This is a genomic window from Herbaspirillum sp. C7C8, assembly GCF_022627875.1.
In the GTDB taxonomy this organism is placed as follows: Bacteria; Pseudomonadota; Gammaproteobacteria; order Burkholderiales; family Burkholderiaceae_D; genus Herbaspirillum.
Genome location: NZ_JABXGG010000018.1, coordinates 43,674 through 58,707, shown reverse-complemented (window position 1 = coordinate 58,707; position 15,034 = coordinate 43,674). Strand labels below are relative to the sequence as shown.

Sequence of the window (15,034 nt, the reverse complement as noted above, 5' to 3'; positions counted from 1 at the left end):
TGCTCTTGCAATCGAGCATTCATCGCTATGGAATGAATCGAAACAATCAATCCCGCGCGAGCCCGATCACGGCTAGACTGCGATCTTCGTCGACATTGCCTTGCATCAATACATCCCGTGAGGGCTGTTGGCAGCAGTGGCGCCCCCCATCTTCTGGAGAATCACATGCAAGCCCATCCCCCCAAGCGCCGTTCGCTGACCGTGGCGGCCCAACTGGCACTGAGTTTTACACTGGTGCTGGCGATGATGCTGGTGCTGACGGTGGCCAGTATCGTCAAGGTCAACGCCATCGAAGGCAGCCTCTCCACCGTGAGCGAGGACAACAGCGTCAAGCAGCGCTATGCCATCAATTTCCGCGGCAGCGTGCACGACCGCGCCATCGCCCTGCGTGATCTGACGCTGGTGAGCGACGCCGAGGTCAAGGACGTGATCGCCCTGATCAACAAGCTCGATGCCGACTACCAGCAATCAGCCCGGCCGCTCGATGCGGTCTTCGCCACCATGAAGGTCAATGGCGAGGAACGCGCCAGTCTCGAGCGCATCAAGGCCATCGAAGCACGCGCCATGCCGCCGGCCGCCAAGGTCGTCGCCATGCGCACCGCAGGGGAAATCGAAGGCGCACGCCAGCTGCTGCTGAGCCAGGTGAAACCCGCCTTCGTTGAATGGCTGGCGGCCATCAATGAACTCATCGACCTGGAAGAACACATGAGCCAGATCGAGTCGGCCAAGGCCCGCAGCACCGCCCACGGTTTCCAGGCCTTCATTCTGGTGCTGCTGGCTGCCGCGCTGGTAGCCGGTGTCGTACTGGCTACCCTGATCACCCGCAGCATCCGCGGCGCGCTCGGTGCGGAGCCCGATGAGGTGACGCAGCTGGCACTGGCAGTGGATCGCGGCGAGCTTTATCACGCCATGGCCGTCAATCGCACCAGCGATGAAAGCAAGCGCCAGAGCATCATGGCCGCTCTCTCCAAGATGAACGGCAATCTGCACCAGACTGTAGCCCACGTACGGGATGCGGCCAGCGGTGTGGCCACCATCAGCGGGCAGATCGCCGCCGGCAATCTCGATCTGTCGGCCCGCACCGAAGACCAGGCGGCCTCGCTGGAAGAAACCGCCTCGGCCATGGAACAGCTGACGGCCACCGTAAAGCAGAACGACAGCCACGCGCGCGAAGCGAATCGACTCGCGCGCAATGCCTCGGATATCGCCAGGCAGGGCGGCGCCATCGTGGACGAAGTGGTCGATACCATGGCAGCCATCAACACCTCTTCGCGCAAGATCGTGGACATCATCGGCGTGATCGACGGCATCGCCTTCCAGACCAACATCCTGGCCTTGAATGCCGCCGTGGAAGCGGCCCGTGCGGGCGAGCAAGGACGTGGCTTTGCCGTGGTCGCCACAGAGGTGCGCAACCTGGCCCAGCGCAGCGCAGCCGCTGCCAGGGAGATCAAGCAGTTGATCGATACCTCGGTCGGCAATGTGGAAACGGGCGCGCACCTGGTGCAACGCGCCGGTGACACCATGGAGCAAATCGTGGCCAGCGTGCAGCAGGTCACCGATGTGATGGGCGAGATCTCGGCGGCCAGCCATGAGCAGAGCCTGGGCATCGAGGAAGTCAACAAGGCGATCGCACTGATGGATCAGGTGACCCAGCACAATGCCGCGCTGGTGGAAGAGGCCACCGCCGCCGTGACCACGCTGCAGGAACAAGCGGTGAGCCTGACGCGGGCAGTGGGCGTGTTTCAGCTGGAGGCGCCGGATGCCGCAGGCTCGGTGGCGGCCGCAGCGCCCTCGCCTGCGCTCAACACCGTACAGATTCCGTTGCGCGTGGTACCGAAGCTGGAAGTGGTACGCAAGGCGGCATGATCCCGCGCCGCAGCCAGTCTGACTCGCCTCGCGGTACCACCGCACTGGCTGCACTGGCTGCACTGAGTGCATCTGGGCGAGTAATTACAGCTCGCTCAGGAATTGCTCCACAAACCCCCGCATCCTCTGCTGGCGCGCCTGCGCCATGGCCGCACCGGCGGCAGTCTGGAAACCCTCCTGCAAGCGGAACAGCTTGGCAGGAAAATGGTCCAGCGCATATCGCGCGTCCTGCAACGGGCGTTGCTCGGCCTGCGGATCCTGCGCTTCATACAGGCCCGATCCCATTCTCCCGGCGACATAGAAACAACGCGCCACACCGATGGCCCCGATGGCATCGAGGCGGTCGGCATCCTGCACGATCTTCGCCTCCAGCGTTTGCGGCGTGATCTGGGCCGAATAGCTGTGGGCCTGGACCGCATGGGCGACGCGTTGCGCATCTTTCGCTGCCCATCCCAGCGATGACAGGATCTGCTGCGCGCGCTCGCCGGAGAGCGTGGAAGCCTGGCTGCGCAGCGGGGAATTTTTTTCCACGTGCACGCAGTCGTGCAAGAGGACCGCAGCCACAAGGATGCGCAGCTCACCGCCCTCCTCGGCCTGCAGACGGCGCGCATTGTTCCATACGCGCAAGAGATGTGAGAGATCGTGGGAACCATCTCCGGCATCATCCTCGACGTAGGGCAACAATTGCGCAGCCAGTGTATCGAAGGGCTGGAAGGCCGCGGCGACCTGGGAAAGATTCATGATGCAAACAGATAAAAAGATGACGGTCCAGCAGTATGGCAGATGAATCAAGAGGATCGGGGAGCTTGCGGTGATGCGCACCATTCCGATTTTCCGACAAGTGTTTTTCCCCGGCTCCGCTACACGCAGGCGGGCCGCATATGAGATGATTCGGCTTCCATCTTCTCGCGGCCTGCCCCGGGATCACGATAGCGGCCCCGCTGCCGCAGCGATCCGCACGCCGCACATGAATGGCGTATCGCCACCTGCCGCTTTCTCTTGGGGTACGCCACAGTAACAACGCCCGACCACGCCTGTCCGGCCGACTGCCTTGGTGGCTGCCGGCCTGCGGTACCCGCCGTCGGCCCTGGTCCGATTTTTGGAGTCCCCTGATGTTCAGCTGGTTTGAAAAACTGGTCCACCCCTACCCCGAGTCGCAACCCTTGCCGCCGCCGCGCGGCTTCATGCGTTTCATCTGGTTCTGTACCAGGGGCGTACGTCCCTACATTGCGGCCATGACCCTGATGACGGCCATCATCGGCGTCTTCGAGGCGCTGCTCTTCGCCGCGCTCGGCCGCATCGTCGATTGGCTCTCCAAGATACAGCCCGCGCAATTGTGGCCGCAGGAAGGTCATACCCTGGCCTGGCTGGCGCTCATCCTGGCCGCCAGCCCGCTCTTGATCGCGCTGCAGACCATGTACAAGCACCAGACCCTGGCCGGCAATTTCCCCATGCTGCTGCGCTGGAATTTCCATCGCCTCATGTTGAGCCAGAGCATGAGCTTCTACCAGAACGAGTTCGCCGGACGGGTGGCCACCAAGGTCATGCAAAGCGCGCTGGCGGTGCGCGACTTCTGCATGATCGTGGGCGATATCCTGGTCTTCATCACGATCTACTTTGCCACCCTCATCGGCGTGGTCGGCAGCTTCGATATCTGGATGCTGGCCCCCTTCTTCGTCTGGCTGGCCGCCTTCGCGGTGGCCATGCGCTACTTCGTGCCGCGCCTGTCCGCGGTGGCACGCAACCAGGCCGATGCGCGCTCGCTGATGACCGGACGCATCACCGATGCCTACACCAACATCGCCACCGTCAAACTGTTTTCGCACGCAGGGCGCGAGGCCGAGTACGCCCGCAGCGCCATGCGCGAATTCCTCGCCACGGTCCATCGCCAGATGCGTCTGGTGTCGGGCTTCGAGGTGGTCAATCACCTGCTGAACATGGTGCTCATCATCGGTGCCACCGGGGTGTCGCTGTACCTGTGGACCCAGGGCAAGGTGGGGGTGGGCGCAGTTGCTGCCAGCACCGCCATGGCGCTGCGCCTGAACGGTATCGCGCACTGGGTGATGTGGGAAATGTCCTCCCTGTTCGAACACGTGGGCACGGTGCAGGATGGCATCAATACGCTGGCCCGTGCACATGAGGTCAAGGATGCACCCGATGCGACGCCGATCAAGGTCAGTCGGGGCGAGCTGCGCTTCGAGGGGGTGAGCTTCAGCTACGGCGGCGCGGCGCCGCGCCCGGTGGTGGACCAGCTGGACCTGGTGATCCGCCCCGGTGAAAAGATCGGACTGGTGGGCCGCTCCGGCGCCGGCAAGTCGACCATCGTCAACCTGCTGCTGCGCTTCTACGATATCGAGGGTGGCCGCATCACCATCGATGGCCAGGACATCGCCCATGTCACGCAAGACAGCCTGCGCGCGCAGATCGGCATGGTCACGCAGGATACTTCCCTGCTGCATCGGTCGGTGCGCGAGAACATCACCTATGGCCGTCCCGATGCGAGCGACGCCGAGATGATCCACGCCGCCGAACGCGCCGAGGCGCATGACTTCATCGGCACGCTGGCCGATGCCAAGGGCCGCCGCGCTTATGACGCGCATGTGGGCGAGCGCGGCGTGAAGCTCTCCGGCGGCCAGCGCCAGCGCATCGCGATTGCCCGCGTGATGTTGAAGGATGCGCCCATCCTGCTGCTGGATGAAGCCACCAGCGCGCTCGATTCGGAAGTGGAAGCGGCCATCCAGACCTCGCTCTACAAGCTCATGGAAGGCAAGACGGTGGTAGCCATTGCGCACCGCCTGTCGACCATCGCCGCGATGGATCGACTCATCGTGCTGGACCAGGGTCGCATCGTCGAGCAAGGGACACACGCCGAACTGCTGGCCGCCAATGGCCTGTATGCGCGGCTATGGTCGCACCAGAGTGGCGGCTTCCTGGGAGAAGAGGAAGAAGATGCGGTGATGACGGCGTGATGCCTGATCTTGGTAAATGATTTATATCATTTACGATGAATGCAGAAAGATTGCTGCAAAAAAATGGGCGCACTCAACGGTGCGCCCATTTTTCTTGCCCGCCCGGTTTTATCTTTATTGCAGAGTGAACGAAGCCGTCTTCACCTCCTTGGAATCCAGCCCGATCTGCACCTGGAATTCACCCGGCTCGGCCACGTATTCCAGCTTGGCGTTGTAGAAGGACAGTGCCTTGCGGTCGATACTGAACTGCACCTCTTGCTCTTCACCTGGCTGCAACATCAGCTTGCGGAAATCCTTCAGTTCCTTGACCGGACGCACCACCGAGGCCGCCACATCGCGGATGTACAGCTGCACCACGGTGGCGCCGGCGCGGCGGCCCACGTTCTTGACCGTCACACTGGCCTGCACCTGGCCGTCAGCGCTCATGGCGGCCTGCGACAGATGCACGTCCGAGAGCTTGAACTCGGTATAGCTCAAGCCGTATCCGAACGGATACAACGGGCCATTGGGCTCATCGAAGTACTGCGAGGTGTAATTGCCCGGCTTGCCTTCGGTGTAGGGACGGCCCACGCGCGGATGGTTGTAGTAGCTCGGGATCTGGCCCACCGAACGCGGGAAGGTGATGGGCAGCTTGCCCGAAGGATTGACGTCGCCGAAGAGGATATCGGCAATCGCATTGCCGCCCTCGGTTCCGGTGTACCAGGTCTCCAGGATGGCCGAGGCGTTCTCGCGCGCCCAATTGAGATCCAGCGGACGGCCATTCATCAGCACCAGCACCAGCGGCTTGCCGGTGGCTTTGAGGGCCGTGAGCAGATCCTGCTGGCTCTGCGGCAGCGACAGCGAGGTACGGCTGGAGGATTCATGCGACATGCCACGCGACTCGCCCACGGCGGCCACGATGACATCGGCATCGCGCGCGGCCTTGAGGGCCTCATCGATCATGGCCTTGGGGCTGCGCTTGTCCTGGATCACTTCCGGATCATCCCAGTTCAGGAAGTTGAGGTAGTCGACGATGTGCTTGTCTTCGGTGATGTTGGCCCCGCGTGCGTAAAGCAGCTTGCCCTGCCCGCCCAGCGCATTCTGCAGCCCCTGGCGCAGGGTGATGGTCTGCCTGGCCTGGCCGGCTGCAGACCAGCTGCCCAGCATGTCGATGTGGGAATCGGCCAGCGGACCGACCAGGGCGATGCGCGCAGTCTTCTTCAGCGGCAGCGCGGCATGGCGGTTCTCCAGCAGCACCATGGACTGCTGCGCGACTTCGCGCGCATCGCGACGATGCAGGCGGCGCTCGGCATGGACGTCCGGCGGATCATCGGCGGCGCGGCCGATGCGGATATACGGGTCCTTGAACAGGCCAAGATCGTACTTGGCACCGAGGATGTCGCGCACGGCATTGTCCAGCTCCTGCTGCGGCACCTTGCCCGAGCGCACCAGCGCCGGCAGTTGCTTGATGTAGACCTGGTCGGCCATGCTCATGTCGGTACCGGCCTTCATCGCCAGGCGTGCCGCTTGGGCATCGTCCTGTGCCACACCGTGGTTGACCAGTTCGGTGATGGCTCCGTGGTCCGACACCGTCAGCCCCTTGAATCCCCAATCCCGGCGCAACAGGTCCTGCAGCAGCCAGGTATTGGAGGTGGCCGGTGTCCCGTTGATGGAGTTGAGCGCCACCATCACCGCGCCCGCGCCGGCATCGATGGCGGCACGGTAAGGCGGCAGATAGTCGTTGTACATGCGCTGCGGGTCCATGTTGACGACGTTGTAGTCGCGTCCGCCCTCGACTGCACCGTACAGCGCAAAATGCTTCACACTGGCCATGAGGCGATTGGCGGCGATGGGCTTGGTATCGCCTTGCAGGGCGCGCACCGAGACCTCGGCAATGCGCGAGACCAGGTAAGGATCTTCACCAAAGCCCTCAGACGTGCGCCCCCAGCGCGGATCGCGGCTGATGTCGACCATCGGGGCGAAGGTCATGTCGATGCTGTCGGACGCGGCTTCTTCGGCGGAGATGCGCATGGCGCGGCCGACCAGGTCCATGTCCCAGCTGGAGGCCAGGCCCAGGCCGATGGGGAAGGTGGTGCGATGGCCGTGGATGACGTCATAGGCGAAGAACATCGGGATCTTCAGCCGTGAACGCATCGCGCCCTCCTGCAGCGGACGATTCTCGGGCCGGGTGATGGAATTGAAGGTGCCGCCGACACGGCCGGCGGCCAGTTCCTCGATCAGCTTCTTGGCGGGCATGTCCGGACCGATGCTGATGAGGCGCAGCTGGCCGATCTTTTCTTCCAGCGTCATCTGACGCAGCAGGTCATTGATGAAGGCGGTCTTGTCGCCGAGCAAGGCCGGATTGGCTTGCGCATGCGCGGCCGTGCCGGTGAGCGCGGCGCTGCAGGCCAGCGCGCACAAGGTCATGACCAGGGCCAGGCGGGGACGACGCGGGGACGCGGCGTGCCGCTCGGTAAGCTTGTGGGACACGGGTTTCCTCTCTCTTTTTTAAACTTTGGCGGCGCTCTGCCCTCTACTGTGTGACCTGCACAAGCGGGACAGCGGCCGGGCGGCGGGAGCATTTATTGCTTGCGTTCTTTGATGCGTCGCCAGCCAGACGGTTCGCTATATTATTCTGTTTTGATGCCTGCCGGACGCGCAGGCACACAGCGGCGTAGCTGGCCAACATGCCCGCGCGCCGCTTCTTTGTGGAGAAATACATTGATCAGACATGGATTGAAATGGCCCCTGCTGCAGGGGCTGGTGTTGTCGGCAAGCCTGCTGGCTGCCTCGGTGCAGGCACAGAGCGCGCAAGGCTTCGACCTCAACCAGGCCGTGGCCCGCGCCCAGGCACTGGCCGCCAAACCCTATCAGAAGCCGGTGAGCAATCTCTCGCCGACGTTTGCGGCGATGCAGTTCGCCGATTACATGAAGATCCAGCCCAAGAGCGACAAGTTCGAATGGCGCAACCAGCCTACCCCCTTCAAGCTGGCCTTCTATCATCAGGGCATGCAGTTCAACTCGCCGGTGGCGATCCACGAAATCGTCGATGGACGCGTGCAGGATGTGGGCTACAGCACCGATCGCTTCAACTTCGGTGACCTCAATCTGGCCAAGAGCAGCACCGCCCATCTGGGTTATGCCGGCTTCCGGGTGGTCTATCCGCTCAACCGCGATGACAAGGAAGACGAGGTCATGAGCGTGCTGGGCGCCAGCTATTTCCGCGTCATCGGCAAGGGTCAGGTCTATGGCCTCTCGGCACGCGGACTGGCGATCGATACGGCCATGTTGAGCGGTGAGGAATTCCCCCGCTTCACCGAATTCTGGATCCAGCGTCCGGCCCCCGGCGACAAGCAGCTGACCTTCTATGCACTGCTGGATTCACCGCGCGCTACCGGCGCCTACAAGTTCACGCTCACGCCGGGCAAGGATGCCCTGCTCGATGTGCAGGCACGCGTGTTCCTGCGCGCCGACGTGGGCCGCCTGGGCATTGCACCGCTGACCAGCATGTTCCTCTTCGGTCCCAACCAGCAATCTTCGCGCCGCAACTTCCGTCCGGCCATCCATGATTCCAATGGCCTGGCGATCCATACCGGCAATGGTGAATGGCTGTGGCGACCGCTGAACGATCCGCAGAACGTGGAAGTGAGTTCCTTCGAGGTCAGCCATCCGCGCGGCTTCGGGCTGTTGCAGCGGGGCCGCGATTTCGCCTCCTATGAAGACCTCAAGGATCGCTACGACCTGCGTCCCTCGGCCTGGATCGAGCCCAAGGGTGACTGGGGCCGTGGTGCCGTGCAACTGGTGGAGATCCCCACCGCCGACGAGACCAACGACAACATCGTGGCCTACTGGCTGCCTGCGCAACTGCCGCCGCGCGGCACGCCGCTGGCCTATGACTACCGCATCCACTGGACCATGGATGAACCGGCCATCCTCAACAATGAAGTGGGCTGGGTCAAGCAGACCTTCCATACCGATGGCGAACTCACGCAGGCCAACCTGATCCGCGCCTTCGATGGCACCACGGCCCTGCTGGTGGATTTCACCGGCGGACCACTGGGCTCGCTGCCCGCCGGGACGACGGTTCAGCCGCAGGTGAACGTTTCCAACAATGGCGAACTGATCGATGCCCAGCTGCAGCCCAATCCGGCCATCAATGGCTGGCGGCTGACGCTGCGGGTGAAGATTCGTAACGTTGCGCAGGCCGTGGAATTGCGCGCGGCACTCACGGCCAATGGCAAGCCCTTGACCGAGACCTGGAGTTATCAGCTGCCGCCGCGTTCGGATGTACAGCGGACTTTCTGATATTTCGGAAATTATTTATATCAATAAAAATGGGCTGCTCCGAATCGGGCAGCCCATTTTGTTTGGTGCATCCTGCCGGCGCGATCAGCTCTCCACCGACTCCCCGCGCAGACGCACGATCACGCCATCGAGGGCATCGAGGTCGTTGAAGTTGATGATGAGCTGGCCCTTGTTGCGGGCACCGGTCTTGATGCTGACCTGGGTGGCCAGCAGGTCCGAGAGTTCTTCTTCCAGGCGTGCGATATCGCGAGACTTGTCCCTGGCTTCGCGCGGCTTGGCGGCCTGCTCGGCGCTGGCGCGGGTGACCAGTTTCTCGGCATCGCGTACCGACATGCGCTTGGCCACGATCTGGTTGGCCAGCTGGATCTGCGTTGCCGAATCGACGGCCAGCAGCGCACGGGCGTGGCCCATGTCGATGTCACCGGCCATGAGCATGGTCTGCACCGGCTTGGCCAGGTTCAACAGGCGCAGCAGGTTGGAGACCGCACTGCGCGAGCGCCCCACGGCCAGCGCGGCCTGCTCGTGCGTGAAGGCGAAATCGGTAATGAGGCGATGGATGCCCTGGGCTTCTTCCAGGGGATTCAAATCCTCGCGCTGCATGTTTTCGATCAGGGCCATGGCGGCCGTGGTCTGGTCATCCACGTTCTTGACCAGCACCGGCACCTCGGTCAGCCCGGCGATCTTGGCCGCGCGGAAGCGGCGTTCACCGGCGATGATCTCGTAGGTATCGCGACCGTTCTTCTGGCCGATGGCGCGGATCAGGATGGGTTGCAGCAGGCCCTGTTCCTTGATCGAGGCAGCCAGCTCGTTGAGCGCGCCTTCATCCATGCGGGTACGTGGCTGGTACTTGCCGGCCTGCAGTTCGGTGACCGCCATCACGGTGGGCAGACCCTGCGCGGCCTGCGCCTGGACTTCTTCGGTGATGTCGGAGGATCCGCCCAGGAGCGCGTCCAGTCCGCGTCCCAGACCCTTGGATTTTTTCGGTAAAGTTGCCATGCGATTGCCTGATGAAAAACGATGCGTGATGACGGGGCCGGTTATAGCGTCTTGATGCGCTCGACCATTTCCGCGCCGAATGCGATATAAGCCTGCGCGCCCTTGGACAGCGGATCGAAGGTCACGCCCGGCAGACCATACGAGGGTGCTTCGGCCAGCCGCACGTTGCGCGGGATGACGGTCTTGAAGACCTTGTCGCCGAAGTGCTGTTCCAGCTGGTCCGAGACCTGCTGCGACAGTGTCATGCGCGGATCGAACATCACGCGCAACAGACCAATGACCTTCAGTTCCGGGTTCAGCTTGGCGTGCACCTTCTTGATGGTGTTGACCAGGTCCGACAGCCCCTCCAATGCGTAGTACTCACACTGCATCGGAATGATGACGCCATGCGCCGAGCACAGCCCGTTCAAGGTCAGCATGGACAGTGCGGGCGGGCAATCGATGAGGATGAAGTCATAGTCCTCGGCAACCTGGGCGAAGGCCATCTTCAGGCGCGCCTCGCGCTGCTCCAGCTCGACCATTTCCACTTCGGCGCCGGCCAGTTCGCGATTGGCGGGCAACACGTCGAAGCCCCCGGCTTCGGAACGCTTGCGCACGGCACGGATGTCGGACATGCCCAGCAGCACTTCATAGATCGAGCCTTCCAGGGTCGCCTTGTTCACGCCCGAACCCATGGTGGCATTGCCCTGCGGGTCGAGGTCGGCCAGCAGCACGCGCTGGTTCAGTTGCGCCAGCCCGGCAGCGAGATTGACCGCAGTAGTGGTCTTGCCTACGCCACCTTTCTGGTTGGCGACACAAAATATTTTTGCCATATCGTTGTTATGTGAGCGTTATTGCGTGGTCAACTTGATGCCGAAACCGATCAGGAAAATACCTGCCGCGCGAGAAGCCAGCTTGGCGATGGTGCGATTGCGGGCCATGCGGCGCGCGGCGGCATTGCCGACGATGACCAGGAAGCTACCATACAGGAAGGTGCAACTGCTGATGACTGCGCCCATCGTGAAGAAGGTCAGCGCGCCTTGCTGCGTGGCCGGATCCAGGAACAGCGGGAAGAAGGCCATGTAGAACACGATGGCTTTCGGGTTGAACAAGGTGACCAAAAAGCCGCGCCGGAAGTCTGCGGCATTGGAAAAGGGTACGACTGTACCACCGCCCTCGCCTCTTGCAAACAGGAGACGTCCGCCCAGGTAGGCCAGATAGGCCGCGCCCAGGTATTGCAGGCCGTGGAACAGCAAGGGATTGGCATGCAGCAAGGCGGCTACGCCAGCCGCGGCCAGGAACATCAGCACGATGTCGCCCAGCATGATGCCCGCCTGCGCCATGAAGCCGCCGCGCAAGCCGCCCTTGGCCGCGCAGGTGAGCATGCAGAAGGTACCGGGACCGGGCAGCAGCAGGAACACCATGGTGGCGGCGATCAGTTGCCAGATATCGGTGATGCCGAGGGAATGAAAGATCGCCTGCATGGTGGGTCTCCTTGAATGTGCGCGGCCCGGGTTGCTGCCCGGGCCGCTGGCCTGATCTCAGGTGCCGTATTACGGTTTGCTCTTGACCACCCGCGCGGTATCGAAACCTTGCTTGGTGGCGTTGTTGAGGGCGTTCTCGTATTGCTCGTCGCTGATGGTGGGCGTGCGCGAGAGAATCCACAGGTATTCGCGCGAGGGGCTGCCCACGGTGGCCAGGGTGTATTGATCGTCCAGGTCCATGATCCAGTAGTCGCCCCACACCATCGGGATCCAGGACAGCCAGGCCGGCGCAAAGCGCACTTCCAGCTTGCTGTTGTTGCTGCCCGGGACCACCCGCGCCACGCCCTTGGCTTCATCGATGCCGTCGGCCGTCTTGCAGCGGTTGACGACATCGATCATGCCATCATCGCGCGCGGAATACTCTGCGCTGGTGCCGGAAATGCACTTTTTCTGGAAGCTGTTGGGAATCTTGGCGATTTCGTACCACTTGCCGGCGTAACGCTTGAGGTCCACCGAAGCTACCGTCTTGACCTCTTGGGCATGAACGCAAGCCATGCCCAGCGCGCCATAGGCTGCCATCGAGACCATGGTGGCCACCAGGGCCCGTTTCAGTTTGTTCATCAGGTCGTTCTTTCCATGAAGATGAGATGCCGTTCAGCATCCAGGCCCGGTACCTGCAGGGGCTGCACTTGGCGCACTGTCCACCCCGCCGGCAACCGGTCGATTTCCTCTTGCGGCAGCACACCCTTGAGGGCGATGTACTGACCACCTTGTTGCAGGAGATGATTCGACCACGTCACGAAGTCCTTGAGTTCCGCAAACGCGCGCGACGTGATGACATCGTATTGTTGCTCGACAGGCAACTGCTCCACACGGGCATGCAGCACCGCGACATTGCTCAAATGCAATTGCGCCTTGACCTGGTTGAGGAAGGCGGTTTTCTTCTGCACGGTGTCGACCAGGGTGATCTGCATCTGTGGTTGCGCCTCGGCGGCCCAGATGGCCAGCACGATGCCCGGCAGGCCGCCGCCCGCGCCCACGTCCAGCACGCGTCGGGCGCCGGCAAAGGCCGACATCGCCGACAGGGAATCCAGCAGATGATGCGTGACCATCTGCGCCGGGTCGCGCAAGGCAGTCAGGTTGTAGACCTTGTTCCACTTGGCCAGCAGGGCCTGGTATGCCATGAGCTTGTCGATCTGGGCATCGGAAAGCGTCAGGCCCATGGCCTGGGCGCCTTCCTTCAGGGTATGGGTCAAAAGGTTCAGGTCTGCAGTGTTGCTCATGCGTGATGCCTTGGGTTGGATCTGGTTCGAGGGCGATGCCTGGTATTTTTCTTCACGCTGCCAGGTTGTCGGCGCCGCTCGGCTGTTTCAGGCCACCCTTCTTCAGGTGCACCAGCAGCAGCGACAGCGCCGCAGGCGTCACGCCGGAAATGCGCGAGGCCTGGCCCAGGGTTTCCGGACGATGCTTGTTGAGCTTCTGGCGCACTTCGATGGACAGTGCCTTCACATCCATGTAATCGAGCTCAGCCGGCAGCTTCAGGTTTTCATTGTGATCCTGGCGGCTGATCTCGTTGGCCTGGCGGGCAATGTAACCGGCGTACTTGACCTGGATCTCGACTTGTTCGCGCACCGGACCCTCTTCGATGCCGGGGCCGGCCAGGGCTTGACCCTCGGTGCCGGTCAGGCCCATCAGACTATCGTAGGTCACGTTGGGACGGCGCAGCAGGTCCAGCAGGTTGTATTCGCGCTCGATGGCCTTGCCCAGCACACGCTCGGCTTCGGCGGCCGCCAGGATGCGCGGGTTGACCCAGGTCGACTTGAGGCGTTCCATTTCACGTGAAACAGCTTCGCGCTTCTTGTCGAAGGCTTCCCATTGCGCATCGCCGACGCAGCCGAGTTCGCGGCCGATTTCGGTCAGGCGCAGGTCGGCATTGTCTTCGCGCAGAGAGAGGCGATACTCGGCACGGCTGGTGAACATGCGATACGGTTCCTGCACGCCCTGGGTCACCAGATCGTCGACCAGCACACCGAGGTAGGCTTCATCACGACGCGGGGTCCAGGCTTCACGGCCCTGGGTCTGCAGCGCGGCGTTGATGCCGGCCAGCATGCCCTGGGCGGCCGCTTCTTCATATCCGGTGGTGCCGTTGATCTGGCCGGCGAAGAACAGACCCTGCACCTGGCGTGTTTCCAGCGAGGACTTCAGGCCGCGCGGGTCGTAGTAGTCATATTCGATGGCATAGCCCGGACGCAGGATGTGGGCGTTTTCCATGCCCTTCATCGAGCGCACCAGTTCCAGTTGCACATCGAAAGGCAGGCTGGTGGAAATGCCGTTGGGATAGAACTCGTGGGTGGTCAGGCCCTCGGGTTCCAGGTAGATCTGGTGCGAATCCTTGCCGGCGAAACGATGGATCTTGTCCTCGATGGAAGGGCAGTAACGCGGGCCCACGCCTTCGATGACGCCGGTGTACATGGGGCTGCGATCCAGTCCGCCGCGGATGATGTCGTGGGTGCGGCTGTTGGTATGGGTGATCCAGCACGGCATCTGACGCGGGTGCATGGCGGCATCGCCCATGACGGAGAACACCGGTACCGGGTCCAGGTCGCCGGGCTGTTCTTCCAGGATCGCCAGGTTGATGGTACGGCCATCGATGCGCGGCGGCGTACCCGTCTTCAGCCGGCCTTGCGGCAGCTTCAATTCCTTCAGGCGCGCCGACAGCGACACCGCAGGCGGATCACCGGCACGGCCACCGGAATAATTGTTCAGGCCCACGTGAATCTTCCCATCCAGGAAAGTCCCGGCGGTCAACACTACGGCCCTGCCCGCGAAACGGATACCGGCCTGGGTGATGGCACCGACGACGCGGTCGCCTTCGAGCATCAGATCATCCACGGCCTGCTGGAACAGCCACAGGTTGGGCTGGTTCTCCAGGCGCGAACGGATCGCTGCCTTGTACAGGATACGGTCGGCCTGGGCACGGGTCGCGCGCACGGCCGGACCCTTGGAGGAATTCAGGATACGAAACTGGATCCCCGCCTCGTCGGTGGCAATGGCCATCGCCCCACCCATGGCATCGACTTCCTTGACCAGGTGGCCCTTGCCGATCCCGCCGATGGAGGGATTGCAGGACATCTGGCCCAGGGTTTCGATGTTGTGCGTCAGGAGCAGGGTTTTCTGGCCCATGCGTGCTGCGGCCAGTGCAGCTTCGGTGCCGGCGTGACCGCCGCCAACGACGATGACGTCAAATTGTGTGGGGAATAGCATGATGCGGGCCTCGCGTAGAGGTGAGAACAGAGGCGAGATTATAAGACCTTTTATCTGACGGGGTCGGGGGTGAGGTCCTTGGCTGTTGGTTTACCGCACTTCCCTGCCCCGCTGGACACTATCGCCGGGCCAGATTGATAGCAGGAGCTGATCAATGAAACATCCACGTGAACTGTTTCACGTGAAACAGTG

General features: G+C 62.6%; 11 protein-coding genes. 3 read left to right on the top strand and 8 right to left on the bottom strand.

Annotated features, from left to right (window positions below):
• Positions 1-165 precede the first annotated feature (165 nt).
• Positions 166-1,866 carry a methyl-accepting chemotaxis protein gene (locus HWE01_RS18870; protein ID WP_008333864.1) on the top strand — a complete coding sequence of 567 codons (1,701 nt, stop codon included), beginning with the start codon at positions 166-168 and terminating at the stop codon, positions 1,864-1,866.
• An 84-nt stretch (positions 1,867-1,950) separates the two neighbouring features.
• Here the strand turns inward: HWE01_RS18870 and HWE01_RS18865 are convergent, their stop codons facing one another.
• Complete coding sequence (locus HWE01_RS18865; RefSeq protein WP_241822565.1) at positions 1,951-2,607, bottom strand: HD domain-containing protein; 657 nt, start codon at positions 2,605-2,607, stop codon at positions 1,951-1,953.
• Positions 2,608-2,978: 371 nt separating this feature from the next.
• On the opposite strand from HWE01_RS18865, the gene HWE01_RS18860 reads away from it, so the two are divergent.
• Entirely contained in the window at positions 2,979-4,835 is a 1,857-nt protein-coding gene (locus HWE01_RS18860) for an ABC transporter ATP-binding protein (protein ID WP_241822564.1), read from the top strand.
• Between the two features lie 114 nt (positions 4,836-4,949).
• Here HWE01_RS18860 and bglX read toward each other — a convergent pair whose 3' ends face one another.
• Positions 4,950-7,304: a beta-glucosidase BglX gene (bglX, locus tag HWE01_RS18855; protein ID WP_241822563.1), complete on the bottom strand. Its 2,355-nt coding sequence runs from the start codon at positions 7,302-7,304 to the stop codon at positions 4,950-4,952.
• A 258-nt stretch (positions 7,305-7,562) separates the two neighbouring features.
• Here bglX and HWE01_RS18850 point away from each other — a divergent pair, with 258 nt between their 5' ends.
• Positions 7,563-9,119 (top strand): glucan biosynthesis protein G, encoded by a 1,557-nt coding sequence (locus tag HWE01_RS18850; RefSeq protein WP_081486121.1) that lies wholly within the window; start codon positions 7,563-7,565, stop codon positions 9,117-9,119.
• An 84-nt stretch (positions 9,120-9,203) separates the two neighbouring features.
• On the opposite strand, the gene HWE01_RS18845 is transcribed toward HWE01_RS18850, so the two are convergent.
• The 6 genes from HWE01_RS18845 to mnmG form a co-directional block, all read right to left on the bottom strand.
• Positions 9,204-10,115 (bottom strand): ParB/RepB/Spo0J family partition protein, encoded by a 912-nt coding sequence (locus HWE01_RS18845; RefSeq protein WP_241822562.1) that lies wholly within the window; start codon positions 10,113-10,115, stop codon positions 9,204-9,206.
• Between the two features lie 41 nt (positions 10,116-10,156).
• Positions 10,157-10,927: a ParA family protein gene (locus tag HWE01_RS18840; RefSeq protein WP_008333877.1), complete on the bottom strand. Its 771-nt coding sequence runs from the start codon at positions 10,925-10,927 to the stop codon at positions 10,157-10,159.
• 18 nt (positions 10,928-10,945) lie between these two features.
• Positions 10,946-11,578, bottom strand: a complete 633-nt coding sequence (leuE, locus tag HWE01_RS18835; RefSeq protein WP_008333879.1) for a leucine efflux protein LeuE — start codon at positions 11,576-11,578, stop codon at positions 10,946-10,948.
• Positions 11,579-11,647: 69 nt separating this feature from the next.
• On the bottom strand, positions 11,648-12,199 hold the full coding sequence (locus HWE01_RS18830; RefSeq protein ID WP_008333880.1) for a lipocalin family protein: 552 nt from the start codon (positions 12,197-12,199) through the stop codon (positions 11,648-11,650).
• Positions 12,199-12,861 (bottom strand): 16S rRNA (guanine(527)-N(7))-methyltransferase RsmG, encoded by a 663-nt coding sequence (rsmG, locus tag HWE01_RS18825; RefSeq protein WP_241822561.1) that lies wholly within the window; start codon positions 12,859-12,861, stop codon positions 12,199-12,201. Before rsmG ends, HWE01_RS18830 begins: the two co-directional genes overlap by 1 nt.
• A 52-nt stretch (positions 12,862-12,913) precedes the next feature.
• Positions 12,914-14,842, bottom strand: a complete 1,929-nt coding sequence (gene mnmG / locus HWE01_RS18820) for a tRNA uridine-5-carboxymethylaminomethyl(34) synthesis enzyme MnmG (protein WP_241822560.1) — start codon at positions 14,840-14,842, stop codon at positions 12,914-12,916.
• Positions 14,843-15,034 lie beyond the last annotated feature (192 nt).

Coding starts and splice junctions, on each gene's coding strand:
- HWE01_RS18865 (WP_241822565.1), bottom strand. CDS start 2,607: ATGAATCTTTCCCAGGTCGCCGCGGCCTTCCAGCCCTTCGATACACTG.
- HWE01_RS18870 (WP_008333864.1), top strand. CDS start 166: ATGCAAGCCCATCCCCCCAAGCGCCGTTCGCTGACCGTGGCGGCCCAA.
- HWE01_RS18860 (WP_241822564.1), top strand. CDS start 2,979: ATGTTCAGCTGGTTTGAAAAACTGGTCCACCCCTACCCCGAGTCGCAA.
- HWE01_RS18830 (WP_008333880.1), bottom strand. CDS start 12,199: ATGAACAAACTGAAACGGGCCCTGGTGGCCACCATGGTCTCGATGGCA.
- leuE (WP_008333879.1), bottom strand. CDS start 11,578: ATGCAGGCGATCTTTCATTCCCTCGGCATCACCGATATCTGGCAACTG.
- mnmG (WP_241822560.1), bottom strand. CDS start 14,842: ATGCTATTCCCCACACAATTTGACGTCATCGTCGTTGGCGGCGGTCAC.
- HWE01_RS18845 (WP_241822562.1), bottom strand. CDS start 10,115: ATGGCAACTTTACCGAAAAAATCCAAGGGTCTGGGACGCGGACTGGAC.
- rsmG (WP_241822561.1), bottom strand. CDS start 12,861: ATGAGCAACACTGCAGACCTGAACCTTTTGACCCATACCCTGAAGGAA.
- HWE01_RS18840 (WP_008333877.1), bottom strand. CDS start 10,927: ATGGCAAAAATATTTTGTGTCGCCAACCAGAAAGGTGGCGTAGGCAAG.